Genomic DNA, 15,964 nt, shown 5'->3' with positions numbered 1-15,964 from the left:
TCGGTCAATGGGCTTGAACAAGAGTGCGGGAGATGTAATCGGCCAGCGCTTTGGCGGTGGCGCCGTCGGCCAGGACAGCCGGGTCGATGTTGATCTGGTAATGGCTTTTGAGCTTGCTCAGGGAGCGGATCAGGGCCAGGGAGGTGCCGCCGAAATCGAAGAAGTCATCGTTCAGGCCGATGTTCTTCAGGCCCAGGTCTTCACCCCACACCTTGAGCACGAACTGCCCGGGTGCAACGATGCGCGAGATGTAGTCGGCGAGGACCTTGGCGGTTGCGCCGTCGGCCAGGACACCGGGATCGATGTTGATCTGGTAATGGCTTTTGAGTTTGCTCAGGGAGCGGATCAAGGCCAGGGAGGTGCCGCCGAAATCGAAGAAGTCGTCATTCAGGCCGATGTTCTTCAGGCCCAGGTCTTCGCTCCAGACCTTGAGTACGAGCTGCTCCGGTTCGCTGAGACCCTGGGCGTCCACCGAGTGCGACGGGGTGACGCCGGCGGTCGGCGAGGGCAGCTGTTTCTTGTCGATCTTGCCGTGAGCGGTCACTGGCAGTTGGGTCAGCGCCAGGTAGGCCGAGGGACGCATGTAGTCCGGCAGGCTGGCTGCCACCAGGGCGGCCACTTCGCTGCGGGTCTGCTCGGTCCAGGCGCCGAGGCCCTGGGTCGGGACCACATAGGCCACCAGGCGCAGGTCGCCATCGCCGTAGTCATGGGCGCCGACATGGGCGGCAGAGACGCTCGGGCTGGTTTGCAGGCAGGCTTCGATCTCGCCCGGCTCGATACGGAAACCGCTGATCTTCAGCTGTTCGTCGCAACGGCCGGCATAACGGTACTCACCGTCATTGTCGAGGATCAGCAGGTCGCCGGTGCGGTAGGCGCGGATCGAGGTGCCGGGCAACTGGATGAAACGCTCGGCGTTGAGCTCGCTGCGATTCAGGTAACCCTGGGCTACGCCGGCGCCTTCGATGTACAGCTCGCCGGCCGTGCCTTGGGGCACCGCGACCTGGTTGGCGTCGAGCAGATGCAACTGCCAGCCGTCCAGGGGTTTGCCGATGGAGACCATCGCGCTGCTTTCCAGATCCTGGCCGAGTACGCGCTTGAAGGTGCTGTGCACCGTCGCTTCGGTAATCCCGTACATGTTGATCAGGGCCGGTTTCTGGTCGCCATGGCGTTCAACCCAGGGACGCAGCACGGTGGCCGGCAGCGCTTCGCCACCGAAGACCACATAACGCAGGGCCAGGGGCGCGGTGGCGCCGCGATCGGCCTCGTCGAGGCCACGGAAGGCCGACGGGGTCTGGCTGAGCACGGTCACGCGCTGGTCGGACAGCCATTGGCGCAGGGCGGCAGGCGAGCGCGAGACGTCATACGGTACCACGCTGACCTGGCCGCCGTGGGCCAGGGCGCCCCAGATTTCCCAGACCGAGAAATCGAAGCCGATGGAGTGGAACATCGACCAGACGTCCTGGGCGTTGAAGCCGTAGGTCCGTTGTGTGCTTTCCAGCAGGCGGCTGACGTTGCCGTGGGAAACCAGTACGCCCTTGGGCTCACCGGTGGAACCGGAGGTGTAGATGACGTAGGCGCTGGCCTGGTCCGGGTCGCGGCGGCTGCCGTCAACGCTCAGTTCCAGCGCGGGCGCGGACAGCAATTGCTCGAGGGACAGCACACGCAGGGACGGGCTTTTCGGCAGGTTCGCGGCATCGCCGATCACCAGGCCCAGGCCGCTGTCACGGACGATGTGCTCAACGCGTTTGCCCGGGTATTGCGGGTCGACCGGGACATAGGTGCCGCCGGCCTTGAGGATGCCGAGCAGGCTGATGATCAGGTCGGCGCTGCGCGGCAGGTACATGCCCACACGCAGGCCATCCTTGACGCCTTCGTGACGCAAACGTGCGGCCAGCTTCGACGACAGCGCCTCGAGCTGGGCATAACTCAATGTCCGAGTGGCGTCGGACACCGCCGTTCGCTCGGGAAATTCACGGGCCCGGGCACTGAATATCTCATGCAGGAAGGCACCGGGCGTGAGAGGGGCTGGCGGGGTGTTAACCGATTCGCCAGTGTTCTTGATCGGCATGACTAACGCTCCTGTGTAATAACAGGTGCAACGTCTTTTCGCCGTGGCGAAAGACGTTGCACTCGAGACATCCCTGCGGCCTGGAGGCTCCATTCGAAGAGCCGGCACGATCCGCAGTTGCCGCATTTCAGCACCGACCGCGGGCCTGCGTCTGTCGCGGGAAATGGGGACAAACGCGTGCCGACGGTGATCGCGACGCATCCGCCGCCCGGGTCACCGCTGTCCCGGTTTGCGGTGACAGACAGCCCCCCGCCATCGGTGTTTTTATCCTTGCGCGGCGGCGGAGCCTGTTGATCTTGCCCCGTACAACGTGGATGTGAGGGGCTGTGGTCCAGGAGTTTGTTCATGAGTCTTCAAGCTAACGTTTCGCCTGTTTTCACCGAAGAACCGCTGGCGGATGCGCCGGCCTGGCCCGACCGGGCGGGGGATCCATCGGTACGTTTGTCCCTGCTGGCAGCCGACAGCAGTTTGCCCGTGGTGATCGAACCGGCCGCGCCTGGCCTGGATCCGGTGTTGTGGGCGAGTGCGCAACGCGAGGCGATCGAGGCGTTGCTGTGCCGTCACGGCGCGGTGCTGTTCCGTGGTTTCGAGCTGGGCTCGGTGGCGGCTTTCGAGGCCTTTGCCGAGGCGCTGTCGCCCGGGTTGCACGGCACTTATGGCGACCTGCCGAAGAAAGAAGGCGGGCGCAATGTCTATCGCTCCACGCCTTATCCCGAGCGCGAGATGATCCTCTATCACAACGAGAGTTCGCACCTGGAAAGCTGGCCGCGCAAGCAATGGTTCTTCTGCGAGCAGCCGTCACGGGTCGGTGGCGCGACGCCGCTGGCGGACATTCGCCAGGTGCTCCAGCGTCTGCCGGCCGAGGTGGTCGCGCGTTTCGAAAGCAAGGGCCTGATGTACAGCCGTACCTTTACCGCCGGCGTCGAGCCGAGCTGGGAATCGTTCTTCGGCACCCCTGAACGCAGCGTCGTCGAACAGCGTTGCCGCGAGCAGGGCACCGACTTCGAATGGCTCGACAGCGACACCCTGCAGATTCGCACCCAGTGCCCGGCGGTGATCAGCCATCCGTTCACCGGTGAGCGCTGCTTCTTCAACCAGGTGCAGCTGCACCACCCGTTCTGCCTGGGCGAGGAAATGCGCGAGGACCTGCTCGACATGTTCGGCGCCGACCGCCTGCCACGACTGGTCAGCTATGGCGACGGCTCGGACATCGAGGACTCGGTCATGGCCTTGATCGGCGAAGCCTACGAGGCCTGTGCGGTGCGCTTCGACTGGCGCAAGGGCGATGTGGTGATGCTCGACAACATGCTCGCCGCCCATGCCCGGGACCCCTACGAAGAACCCCGTCTGATCGTCGTCGCCATGGGCGAAATGACTGCCCGGGATGACGTCTGGCAACCGACCTGAGTGATCGCAATCGAGTGACCCTGGACTTTCAACGACCGGCCATTGCGCGGGCTAATGCATTCAAGGACAGCAACCAATGAAAAACGAGCAAGAGAAGAAGGCCAAACCTGGCTCGGTCATGCGTCTGCTGTGGCGCAATCATCCCTGGCTGACGCTGATGACCCTGTTGACCGGGATCATCAGCGGGGTGGCGTCCATCGCGGTGATCAAGGTGATCAACGAGGCGATTCATGAGGAAAGCTTCCAGTTGCAGTCGTTGTACTGGTTCGTCGGCCTGAGTGCGGTGTCGCTCTTGTTCCGCAACGGTGCCGCATTGTTTCCGGCCTACGCCAGCATGCGCATCATGACCCGCCTGCGGATTGCCCTGTGCCGCAAGATCCTCGCCACGCCCCTGGAAGAGATCGACCGCCGCGGGGCACCCAACGTTCTGACGATGCTGACCAGCGATATTCCGCAACTCAACAGTACCCTGGTGATCATGCCGTCGGTGCTGGTGGAGTTGGCGGTGCTGCTGTTCGGCATCGCCTACCTGGCCTACCTGTCCTGGGTGGTGTTCGCGGTAACCGTCGGCCTGATGGTGGTCGGGGTGGCGCTGTACCTGTTCTTTTTCCTGGGCGGTATCTCCTTCTCGCACAAAGTGCGTGACGAGTTCACCTCGTTCAACGAATACACCCACGCCCTGGTGTTCGGTCTCAAGGAACTCAAGCTCAACGGCATCCGGCGCCGCTGGTTCAGCCGCTCGGCGATCCAGGAGTCCTCGACCCAGGTGGCGCGTTACAACTTTATCGAACGGCTCTGGTACACCGCCGCCGACAACGTCGGCCAGCTGACCTTGTCGCTGCTGATCGGTTGCCTGCTGTTCGTCGCGCCCATGCTCGGGGTGATCGATACCAATACCATGACCGCCAGCGTGCTGGTGGTGCTGTACATCATGGGCCCGCTGTCGCTGCTGATCGGCGCCATGCCGTTGCTGGCCCAGGGCCGTATCGCCGGCAGCCGCCTGGCGGATTTCGGTTTCTCGATCAACGACCCGCACCCGGAGCCGGAAGCCCTCGCCAGCGAATCCGCCAATGTGCTGCGCCTGGATCACAAGAAGTCCTGGGACAGCATCCAGTTGCGCGACGTGCACATGAACTATCAGGACCCGCTCACCGGCACCGGGTTCGGCCTGGGGCCCATCGACCTGACGGTGCGTGCCGGCGAACTGATCTACATCGTTGGTGGCAACGGCTGCGGCAAGAGCACCCTGGCCAAGGTTGTCTGCGGCCTGTACATCCCACAGGGCGGGCAGGTGCTGCTCGACGACAAGCTGATCAACGAAGCGTCACGCAGCGACTACCGTGACCTGTTCTCCGCGGTGTTCTCCGACTTCCATCTGTTCAACCGGCTGATCGGTCCCGACGAAGAAGAGGACGCCAGCACCGAACTGGCGCAGAAGTACCTGGCGACCCTCGGCCTGGAAGACAAGATCAAGATCGAAGGGCTCGGTTATTCCACCACCAAGGCCCTGTCCTACGGTCAGCAGAAACGCCTGGCGCTGGTCTGCGCCTACATGGAAGACCGGCCGATCTACCTGCTCGACGAATGGGCCGCCGACCAGGACCCGCCGTTCAAGCGCTTCTTCTACGAGGAACTGCTGCCGGACCTCAAGCGTCGCGGCAAGACGGTGTTGATCATCACCCACGATGACCAGTACTTCCAGTTGGCCGACCGCATCATCAAGTTGGTGGACGGGAAGATCGTCTCCGACGTGAATTGTTCGGTGCAGGGCAAGCGCGCCTGATTTCCAGCGCTGTTTAACTTTTCCAGGACCGGCCCTTCGCGAAGCTGAGCGAGGTCGGCCGGCCCCTGGACCTGACTCAATTTCCAGTTGTCGCCGCCTTTTGCGCGTGGCGAGGCTGACCCTTTGCGAGAAGAAATGTATGGCTCTTGCCCTGACCGCTGCCCAACGCAATATCTGGCTGGACCAGATGACCCAGGGCGACTCGCCGTTGTACAACATTGGCGGCTACCTGGAGATTGACGGGCACCTCGACCCCGAGGTGTTCCAGCAGGCCGTGAACCTGTTGATCGATAAACACGATGCCCTGCGCATGGTCCTGCTCGAGCAGCGTGACGAGCAGGGCGTGCCGTTGCAGGCCTTCGCCGCGACACTGCCGGTATGGGTGGCACCGCTGGACCTGCAAGCACAGGCGGACCCGCGCCAGGCTGCCGCGAGCTGGATGCAGCGTCAGTTCGAACGGGCCTTCAAGCTCGATGGCGGCCCGCTGTTCCGACTGCATTTGCTCAAGCTCGAAGCGCAGCGCTTCTACCTTGTCATCCACGCCCACCATATCGTGCTCGACGGTTGGGGCATCGACGAGCTTTTTGCTTCCCTCTGCCAGATCTACAACGCCCTGCACGATCAGCGCACGCCTGATCTGTCGGCGCCGTCCTATGTCGATTTCATTGACGACGATCGCGACTATCGCCAGTCGCCGCGTTTCGTTCGCGACCAGGCCTATTGGTTGGAAAAATACCGCGATATCCCCGAGCGCTTGCTGCTCCCGCGCTATCGCCAGGCCCAGGCTGAAGGCCCGAGCCGCAGCAGCCATTTCGCCCGCGGTTTTGCCCGGGGCCTAGAGAATCGTATCGACGACCTGGCCGGCAAGCTGCAGGCCTCGCGTTTCCACGTCCTTCTGACCGCACTGTACGTCTACTTCACTCGGACCCAGCAGCGCGATGAGCTGGTGATCGGCTTGCCGATCCTCAACCGCTCCAACGCCAGCTTCAAGAAGACCCTGGGGCTGTTTGCCCAGCTCAGCCCGGTGCGTTTGCAGTTCAGCGCCGATCTGCCGTTCGCCGAACTGGTCCAGGGCATCGGTCGGGCGCTCAAGCAGGATTACCGCAACCAGCGTTTCCCGGTCAGCGATCTCAACCGCCTGCTGGAGTTGCGCCGTACCGAGCGTACGCAGCTGTTCGACCTGACCTTCTCCTACGAGCAACACAACTCCCTGCTGCGCTTCGGACCGGCGAGCGCCCGTGCGGTGAAGTGTTCGAACAATCACGAACAGACACCGCTGGCGATCCATCTGCGGACCAATGCTTACGATAGTGAATCCCGGCTGCACTACATCTACAACGAGGCGTATTTCCAGGCGGGCGAGATCGAGTCCATGGCCGAGCGCTTGCAGCATGTGCTGGACCAGGGGCTGGCGGATGCACAGTTACCGGTTTGCGGGTTCTCCCTGCTCAATGCCAGCGAAACCGCGCAGTTGCAGGCTTGGAATGCCGAGCCACAACACTTCGCCGAAGACCGCACCATTCACCAGCAGTTCGAAGCCCGCGCCGCCGAGCGGCCGGATGCCGTGGCGCTGGTGTACCAGGGTGAAAGCCTGAGCTATGGCGAGCTCAACGCTCGCGCCAACCAGGTTGCCCATCGTCTGTTGGCCCTGGGTGTGCGCCCGGACGATCGGGTGGCGATCTGCGTCGAACGCGGTCCGGCGATGATCATCGGCTTGCTGGGGATCCTCAAATCCGGCGCCGGTTATGTGCCGCTGGACCCGGCTTACCCTCGCGAGCGCCTGGCCTACACCCTCGGTGACAGCGCCCCGGTGGCCTTGCTCAGCCAGCACGCGGTGCAGGAAGCCTTGCCGGCAGTGCAGGTGCCGGTCATCAATCTCGACGATGCGGATCTGCGGGACGAGTCCATGCGTAATCCGCAGGTGGTGGTGAACCCCACGCACCTGGCCTACGTGATCTACACCTCCGGCTCCACCGGCCTGCCCAAGGGCGTGATGGTTGAACATCGCAACGTCGCGCGGCTGTTCTCGGCCACCGACGCCTGGTTCGGCTTCAATGAAACGGACGTCTGGGCGCTGTTCCACTCGTTTGCCTTCGACTTCTCGGTCTGGGAAATCTGGGGCGCGCTGCTGCATGGCGGTCGTTTGCTGATCGTGCCGCAACTGGTCAGCCGCTCCCCCGAAGACTGCTACAAGCTGCTCTGCAGCGCCGGTGTAACAGTCCTCAACCAGACCCCAAGCGCCTTTCGCCAGTTGATCGCTGCCCAGGACGAGAACCCGCAGGCGCATGTGTTGCGCCAGGTGATTTTCGGCGGTGAAGCTCTGGACACGGCGATGCTCAAGCCCTGGTACGCCCGGGAACTGAACAGCGCCACGCAACTGGTAAACATGTATGGCATCACCGAGACCACGGTGCATGTGACCTACTACCCGCTGCAGGCCGAAGATGCCCAACGGGTGGGCGTAAGCCCGATCGGCAAGCGTATTCCCGACCTGCGCCTGTATCTGCTCGACGGCTACGGCTATCCGTTGCCGCCCGGCGTGGTGGGGGAGCTGTACGTCGGTGGCGCGGGCGTGGCCCGGGGTTATCTCAATCGCGACGAGCTGAACGCTTCCCGCTTCCTCGACGATCCGTTTGACGCGACCCCGGGTGCCCGCATGTACCGCTCCGGCGACCTGGGGCGCTGGCTGGCCGATGGCAGCCTGGAATACCTGGGTCGTAACGACGAACAGGTGAAGATTCGCGGTTTCCGTATCGAACTGGGCGAGATCGAGGCGCAACTCGGCGCTTGTGAGGGCGTGCGTGACGCGGTGGTGCTGGTGCGCGAGGACGAACCAGGCGACAAGCGCCTGGTGGCCTATGTCATCGGCAAGGCCGGCGTCGAACTGGACGCCGCGCAACTGCGTGATCAACTGCGTCTGGTGCTGGCCGAGTACATGCTGCCAAGTGCCTTTATCAGCCTTGAAGCCTTCCCGCTGACCGCCAATGGCAAGCTGGACCGCAAGGCACTCCCGGTGCCGGCGGCCGAGGCCTATGCCCGACGCGAATACCAGGCCCCCGAAGGTCCGGTGGAAACCACCCTGGCCGGGCTGTGGGCCGAGTTGCTTGGTGTCGAGCAGATCGGTCGGCATGATCAGTTCTTCGAACTGGGCGGGCATTCGTTGCTGGCGGTGAAACTCATCGAGCGCATGCGCCAGGTCGGCCTGAGCGCCGATGTCCGTGTGCTGTTCGGCCAGCCGACCCTGGCCGCATTGGCGGCCGCCAGCGGCAAGGGCGGCGAGATTGTCGTGCCGGCCAATGCGATCCCCTCCGGCTGCCAGCACATCACGCCGGACATGTTGCCCCTGGCTCAACTTACCCAGGCCCAGATCGACCGCGTGGTGGCCGGTGTCCCGGGCGGTGTCGGCAATGTGCAGGACATCTACGCGCTGGTGCCTCTGCAGGAAGGCATCCTCTATCACCATCTTTCGAGCGACGAGGGCGATCCGTACCTGTTGCACGCCCTGCTGCGGGTCGACACCTTTGAACAGTTGCTGGGTTTTGCCGAGTCCTTGCAGGCGGTGATCGACCGTCACGATATCCTGCGCACCGCAGTGGCCTGGGAAGAGCTCGATGAGCCGGTCCAGGTGGTCTGGCGCGAGGCGCGGCTGCGGGTCGAAGCCTTTCTGCCGCATCCGGACCAGGGTGATGTGGCCGCTCAGTTACAAGAACATTTCGATCCGCGACGGATTCGCCTGGATTTGCGTCAGGCACCGATGATGCGCCTGCATTATGCCGAAGACGCCGACAACGGCGGCTGGGTCGCGGTGTTGCTGTTCCATCACCTGATCGATGACGCCACCTCCCTGGCCCTGCTGGGCAAGGAGATCGAGGCGTTCAGCCGGGGCCGCGGCGCCGAACTGGAAGCTTCGGTCCCGTACCGCAACCATGTGGCCCAGGCCCGCCTGGGAGTGAGTCGCGAGCAGCACGAGGCGTTCTTCCGCGAAATGCTCGGTGATGTCGACGAGCCCACTTTGCCCTTCGGCCTGCAGGATGTGCAGGGCGACGGCAGCGGTGTCGAGGAAGCGCTGCTGTCGGTAGACCCGGATCTGGCCCAGCGCCTGCGTGCCCAGGCCCGGCGCCTCGGCGTGAGCAACGCCAGCCTGCACCATCTGGCCTGGGGCCAGGTGGTGGCGCGCTTGTCCGGGCGTCGCGACGTGGTCTTCGGCACCGTGCTGATGGGCCGCCTGCACAGTGGCCAGGGCGCCGAACGGGCCCTGGGCATGTTTATCAATACCTTGCCGCTGCGGGTGGCCGCGGGCGAGCAGGGGGTCCAGGCGGCGGTGCGGACCACCCACGCGCGGCTGGCGGCCTTGCTCGGCCATGAACACGCGCCGTTGTCATTGGCCCAGGGATGCAGTGGCGTGGCGGCACCGACGCCGTTGTTCAGCGCCCTGATGAACTACCGGCATGTCGCCGTGGGTGCCCAGGGACCGCAGGACGCCGGCCAGGCCCGGACCTGGGCCGGGGTCGAGGTGCTTGGCGGCGAGGAACGGACCAACTATCCGTTGTCGTTGTCGGTGGACGACCTCGGCGAGTCCTTTGGCCTGACCGTCCAGGCCGTGGCCGGGGTCGGTGCCGAACGGATCGCCGGTTATATGCATACCGTGCTGGAGCACCTGACCGAGGCCCTGGAGCAACAGCCGGATGCGCCGTTGCACAGCCTCGACTGGTTACCGGCCAGCGAGCGCCGCCAGTTGCAGGAAGACTTCAACGCCTTCGATTGCATCTATCCGACGGACCTGTTGCTGCACCAGATGTTCGAGGCCCACGCGGCGGCCCGGCCTGACGCGGTGGCCGTCACCTATGAAGGCCAGCGCCTGAGCTACGGCGAACTGAACCAGTGGGCCAACCAGATTGCCCATCGGCTGATCGCCGAGGGCATCGGCGCCGACGATCGGGTGGCGATCTGTGTGGAACGCAGCCTGGAAATGATCGCCGGCCTGGTGGGCATTCTCAAGGCCGGTGCCGGTTATGTGCCGCTGGATCCGTCGTACCCGGCCGAGCGCCTGGCCTATATGCTGGAGGACAGCGCGCCGAAGGTGCTGCTGACCCAGCGCGGCCTGCGCGAACGCTTCCCCCAGGCGCTGATGCCGGTGTTGTTGCTGGAAAGCGAAGCGCGGATCGAGAGTGGTATCGACACCGCGCCCCGGCACAATCCGCAGATCGAGGGGCTGAATGCGCAACACCTGGCGTACCTGATCTACACCTCGGGTTCCACCGGCCAGCCAAAGGGCGTGGCCATGCCCCACGGGCCGCTGGTCAACCTGATGCACTGGCAGATCGCCCAGACCGTCGAGCACGGTCGGCCCGGACAACGGACCTTGCAGTTTGCCGCCCTGGGCTTCGACGTGGCCTTCCAGGAAGTCTTCAGTACCTTGTGTGCCGGCGGCGAACTGTCGCTGATCCATGGCGATATCCGCCTGGATTTCCGTCGCCTGTTCCAGCATATCCGCGAGCAGCGCATCGAACGCCTGTATATGCCGTGCATCGCCCTGCAAGCCCTGGCCGAAGCCATGGTCGCCGAAGTCGAGCAACCCGAGTGTGCGTTGCAGGACGTGATCACCGCCGGTGAACAACTGCGAATCACCGAACCGATGCGGCGCTTCTTCGAACGCCTGGATGACGCGCGCCTGCACAATCACTATGGCCCGACCGAATCCCACGTGGTCACGGCGCTGACTCTGACGGGAGATCCGCAGGCCTGGCCGACCTTGCCGAGTATCGGCCGGCCGGTGGCCAATACCCGTATCTACCTGCTCGACGAGCAATTCCGGCCGGTGCCGGTGGGTGTGGCGGGGGAGCTCTACATCGGTGGTGCCTGTGTCGCCCGCGGCTACCTGAACCGCGACGAACTGACCGCCGAACGCTTTATCCGCGATCCGTTCGCCACTGCCGAAGGGGCACGGCTGTACAAGACCGGCGACCTGGGTTGCTGGCAGGCCAACGGCCAGATCGACTACCTGGGCCGTAACGACGACCAGATCAAGATCCGTGGCTTCCGTATCGAACTGGGTGAAATCGAAGCGCGCCTCGGCCAATACCCGGGCCTGCGGGACACGGCGGTGCTGGCCCGTGAAGACCGTCCCGGGGAAAAACGCCTGGTGGCGTATTTCAGCGTGCAGGCCGGACAGGTGGCGCCCGAAGCCGACCAGATGCGTCTGCATTTGCAGGCGCTGCTGCCGGACTACATGATTCCGGCGGCCTATGTGCACCTGGAAAAACTCCCGGTTTCACCTAACGGCAAGCTGGACCGTCGTGCGCTGCCGGAGCCTTCGGCCGATGCCTTCGTCAGCCGCGACTACCAGGCGCCGCTCGGCGACACCGAAACCACCCTGGCCGCGCTCTGGTGCGAAGTGCTGGGTGTGGAGCGGGTCGGTCGCCAGGACCATTTCTTCGAACTCGGCGGCCATTCGCTGCTGGCGGTCAAGTTGATCGAGCGCATGCGCCAGGCCGGCCTGAGTGCCGACGTCCGCGTGCTGTTCGGCCAGCCGACCCTGGCGGCGCTGGCGGCGGCCGTGGGCGGCGGGATCGAGATCGTGGTGCCGGCCAACGGTATTCCCGCCGGCTGCGAACGCATCACCCCGGACATGCTGACCCTGACCAGCCTGGACCAGGCCAGTATCGACCGCATTGTCGCCGGCGTGCCCGGTGGCACCGGCAACGTGCAGGATATCTACCCGCTGGCGCCGTTGCAGGAAGGCATTCTTTATCACCATATCGCTGCTGAAACGGGCGATCCGTACCTGTTGCAAGCAACTTTCGCCCTGCAGGACCTGGCACAGCTGCGCGGTTTCGCCGAAGCCTTGCAGGCGGTGATCGATCGCCATGACATCCTGCGCACGGCGCTGGTCTGGCAAGGTCTGGAAGAACCGCAGCAAGTGGTCCTGCGCCACGTCGAACTGCCGCTGGAGCAGATCGCGCTGGACCCGGCCGCGGGCGATATCCTCGGCCAGTTGCAGCGTCGCTTCGATCCCCGCGAGTGCCGCCTGGACCTTGGCCAGGCGCCGCTGATGCACCTGGCTTTTGCCCAGGATTCGGCCAACCAGCGCTGGGTGGCGATCCTGCTGTTCCACCATATCGCCCTCGATCACACCGCCCTGGATGTGATGAGCGAAGAGATGCTCGCCCATCTGCATGGCGCGCCCGGGCAACTGCCGGCGGCGATGCCGTACCGCAACTATGTGGGCCAGGCCCGCCTGGGGGTGAGCCGCGAGCAACATGAAGCGTTCTTCCGCGAAATGCTCGGCGATGTCGACGAGCCGACCTTGCCGTTCGGCCTGCAGCAGGTGCAGGGCGACGGGCAGGGCGTCAAGGAGGTCCGCCGCGATCTTCCGGCTGAACTGTGTCAACGCCTGCGCACCCAGGCCCGGCAACTGGGGGTGAGTGCCGCCAGTCTGCATCACCTGGCCTGGGCCCGGGTGCTGGGCAGCGTCAGCGGCCGTGAGGACGTGGTCTTCGGTACCGTGCTGTTGGGCCGTATGCAAAGCGGCCTGGGTGCCGATCGTGCACTCGGGATGTTTATCAATACCTTGCCGTTGCGGGTCGACGTCGGTGCCTGCGCGGTACGCCAGGCGGTGCGCCAGACCCACGCCCGACTCACCGCACTGCTCGGCCACGAGCATGCGCCCTTGGTGCTGGCCCAGCGTTGCAGCGCGGTGGCGGCCTCGTCGCCGCTGTTCAGCGCGTTGCTCAACTACCGGCACAGCCCGGCGCTCGAAGCCAGTGGTGGGGATTATTGGGCAGACACCCAGGTCCTCGGCGTCCGCGAGCGGACCAATTACCCCTGTGCCTTGTCGGTGGACGACCAGGGCGAAGGCTTCCTGCTGAGCGTGCAGGTGGCGGCCGGAGTCGACGGTCAGCGGGTCTGCGGTTATATGCAGACCGCCTTGACCCAGCTGGTCGAGGCCCTGGAATCCGCGCCGGATTCAGCGGTGCGCGACCTGGCGGTGCTGCCGGAGGATGAGCGTCGGCAATTGCTGCAGGACTTCAATGCCACGACAACCGATTACCCGATGAGTCGCACCGTGCACAGCCTGTTCGAGGACCAGGTACGCCTGCGGCCACAAGCGACGGCGGCCGTGCACCATGGCCAGGCCCTGAGCTACGCGCAGTTGAACCGACGGGCCAACCAGCTTGCCGCCTATCTGCTCGGTCTCGGCGTGCAACCGGGGGCGCGGGTGGCGATCCTGCTGGAGCGTTCCCTGGACCTGCTGGTCAGCCAGTTGGCGATTCTCAAGTGCGCGGCGGTCTATGTGCCGCTGGACACCAAGGCGCCGCTGGAGCGCCAGCAGTTCATGCTTGAAGACAGCCAGGCCGCGGTCCTGCTGACCCGGGGCGGTTTTGCGCTGGCCAGCGGTACGGCGACGCGGGTCGATCTCGACACCATGGTGCTGGACGCCTTGCCGACGGATGACCGGCAATTGGCGCAATCGAGCGAAACCCCGGCCTACATCATGTACACCTCCGGCTCCACCGGGGTGCCCAAGGGTGTGGTGGTGCCGCACCGGGCCATCACGCGGCTGGTGATCAACAACGGTTATGCCGACTTCAACGAGCAGGATCGGATCGCCTTCAGCTCCAACCCGGCGTTCGACGCCAGCACCATGGATGTCTGGGGCGCCTTGCTCAATGGCGGCCAGGTGCTGGTGGTGGACCATGACACGCTGCTCGAACCGGCGCGTTTCGGCGAGCTGCTGATCAGCTCCGGGGCCACGGTGCTGTTTGTCACCACGGCGGTGTTCAACCAGTACGTGCAACTGATCCCGGAAGCCATCAAGGGTTTGCGGATCCTTCTGTGCGGTGGTGAACGCAGCGACCCGGCGTCGTTCCGCCGCCTGTTGGTGCTGGCGCCGCAACTGCGCCTGGTGCATTGCTACGGGCCGACCGAAACCACCACCTATGCCACCACCTATCACGTGACCGCGGTGGCCGAAGATGCCGAGAGCGTGCCGATCGGCCGTCCTATCGGCAATACCCAGGTCTATGTCCTCGATGCCCGCCAGCAATTGCTGCCCCTGGGCGTCAGCGGTGAAATCTGCATCGGTGGCAAGGGTGTGGCGCAGGGTTACCTCAACCGCGCCGACCTGACCGCCGAGAAATTTATCGCCGACCCGTTCAGCAACGAGCCCGGCGCCTTGCTCTATCGCACCGGCGACCTTGGCCGCTGGTTGGTCGATGGCCAGCTGGAATGCCTGGGGCGTAACGACGACCAGGTAAAGATTCGCGGTTTCCGGATCGAACTCGGGGAAATCGAGGCGCGCCTGAGCACCCATCCGCAGGTGCGCGAATGCATCGTGCTGGCCCGCGAGGACGTTCCCGGCGACAAGCGCCTGGCGGCCTATATCACCACGACCGGCGAGCCGGCCACGGTGGAAACACTGCGCGGCTACCTGCAAGGCCTGTTGCCGGAGTACATGGTGCCCAGCGCCTATGTGCAACTGGACGCATTGCCGCTGACCCTGAATGGCAAGGTCGACCGCAAGGCGCTGCCGGTGCCGGAGTCGGATGCCCTGGCCCGTGGCGATTACCAGGCGCCGCAAGGCGAAGTGGAAATCCTGCTGGCATCGATCTGGGCCGATGTGCTCAAGGTCGAGCGGGTCGGGCGTCATGACCACTTCTTTGAACTGGGCGGCCATTCGTTGCTGGCGGTCAGCCTGATCGAGCGCATGCGCCAGGTCGGCCTGAGCGCCGATGTGCGCGTACTGTTCGGCCAGCCGACCCTGGCCGCGCTGGCGGCGGCGGTGGGCGGCGGCACGGAAATCGTGGTGCCGGCCAACCTGATTGCCGATGACTGCGCACACCTCACCCCGGACCTGCTGCCGCTGATCAAGCTGACCCAGGCGCAGATCGACCAGGTGCTGGCGAGCGTGCCGGGCGGCGCACGGAATGTGCAGGATATCTACCCGCTGGCACCGTTGCAGGCGGGCATCCTTTATCACCATATCAGCGCCGAACAGGGCGACCCCTATGTTCTGCAAGCGCTGTTCGGCCTGCGGGACCGCGCGCGGCTGGAGGATTTCAGCAACGCCCTGCAAGGGGTGATCGACCGTCACGACATCCTCCGTACCGCCGTGCTCTGGGAAGGGCTCGACGAACCGTTGCAGGTGGTCCTGCGGCGGGCCACGCTGGAAGTCACCGAGCTGTTCCTCGATCCGGCGGCCGGTCCGCTGGCTGAGCAACTGCACCAGCGTTTCAATCCGCGCCACTACCGCCTCGATGTGCGCCAGGCGCCGTTGATCCGCATTGTCTTTACCCACGATGCGGCCGCTGACCGTTGGCTGGCGATGCTGCTGTTCCATCATATGGCCCTCGACCACACCGCGCTGGACGTGGTCCAGCATGAGATCCAGGCGCACTTGCTCGGCGAGGCCCATACCCTGGGCGAAGCGATGCCGTATCGCAACTATGTGGCCCAGGCGCGCCTGGGTGTCAGCCAGGCGCAGCACGAGGCGTTTTTCCGTGGTGTGCTGGGCGATATCGACGAGCCGACTCTGCCGTTCGGCCTGCAGGATGTGCAGGACGGCGGACGTGAAATCGAAGAGGCCAGCCTGGCCCTGGCGCCGGAGTTGAGCCTGCGTCTGCGGGCCCAGGCCCGCCAGGCCGGGGTCAGTGCCGCGAGCCTGATGCACCTGGCCTGGGCGCGGGTGCTGGGCAGTGTCTCTGGCC

The 15,964-nt window shown here is 64.8% G+C and carries 4 protein-coding genes (1 of these 4 only partly in view); 3 read left to right on the top strand and 1 reads right to left on the bottom strand.

Annotated features, from left to right (window positions below; all coding sequences use genetic code 11):
* Positions 1-4: 4 nt before the first annotated feature.
* Complete coding sequence (locus tag HX830_RS12750; protein ID WP_177100512.1) at positions 5-2,068, bottom strand: amino acid adenylation domain-containing protein; 2,064 nt, start codon at positions 2,066-2,068, stop codon at positions 5-7.
* 345 nt (positions 2,069-2,413) lie between these two features.
* On the opposite strand from HX830_RS12750, the gene HX830_RS12745 reads away from it, so the two are divergent.
* The 3 genes from HX830_RS12745 to sypA all read left to right on the top strand — a co-directional run.
* A complete protein-coding gene (locus HX830_RS12745; RefSeq protein WP_103499708.1) occupies positions 2,414-3,475 on the top strand; it encodes a TauD/TfdA family dioxygenase in 1,062 nt (353 codons plus the stop codon).
* 76 nt (positions 3,476-3,551) lie between these two features.
* Positions 3,552-5,258, top strand: a complete 1,707-nt coding sequence (locus tag HX830_RS12740; RefSeq protein ID WP_177100510.1) for a cyclic peptide export ABC transporter — start codon at positions 3,552-3,554, stop codon at positions 5,256-5,258.
* Positions 5,259-5,397: 139 nt separating this feature from the next.
* Positions 5,398-15,964 carry the 5' portion of a syringopeptin non-ribosomal peptide synthetase SypA gene (sypA, locus tag HX830_RS12735; protein ID WP_177100508.1) on the top strand. It continues 5,549 nt past the right edge of the window, so the window shows 10,567 of its 16,116 coding nt (coding positions 1-10,567); it begins with the start codon at positions 5,398-5,400; the stop codon falls past the right edge of the window.

It is taken from the genome of Pseudomonas gingeri (assembly GCF_013385425.1).
In the GTDB taxonomy this organism is placed as follows: domain Bacteria; phylum Pseudomonadota; class Gammaproteobacteria; order Pseudomonadales; family Pseudomonadaceae; genus Aquipseudomonas; species Aquipseudomonas gingeri_D.
The sequence above is the reverse complement of the archived record's forward strand: the minus strand, read 5'-3'. Positions and strand labels throughout refer to the sequence as shown.

Coding starts and splice junctions, on each gene's coding strand:
- HX830_RS12745 (WP_103499708.1), top strand. CDS start 2,414: ATGAGTCTTCAAGCTAACGTTTCGCCTGTTTTCACCGAAGAACCGCTG.
- HX830_RS12750 (WP_177100512.1), bottom strand. CDS start 2,068: ATGCCGATCAAGAACACTGGCGAATCGGTTAACACCCCGCCAGCCCCT.
- HX830_RS12740 (WP_177100510.1), top strand. CDS start 3,552: ATGAAAAACGAGCAAGAGAAGAAGGCCAAACCTGGCTCGGTCATGCGT.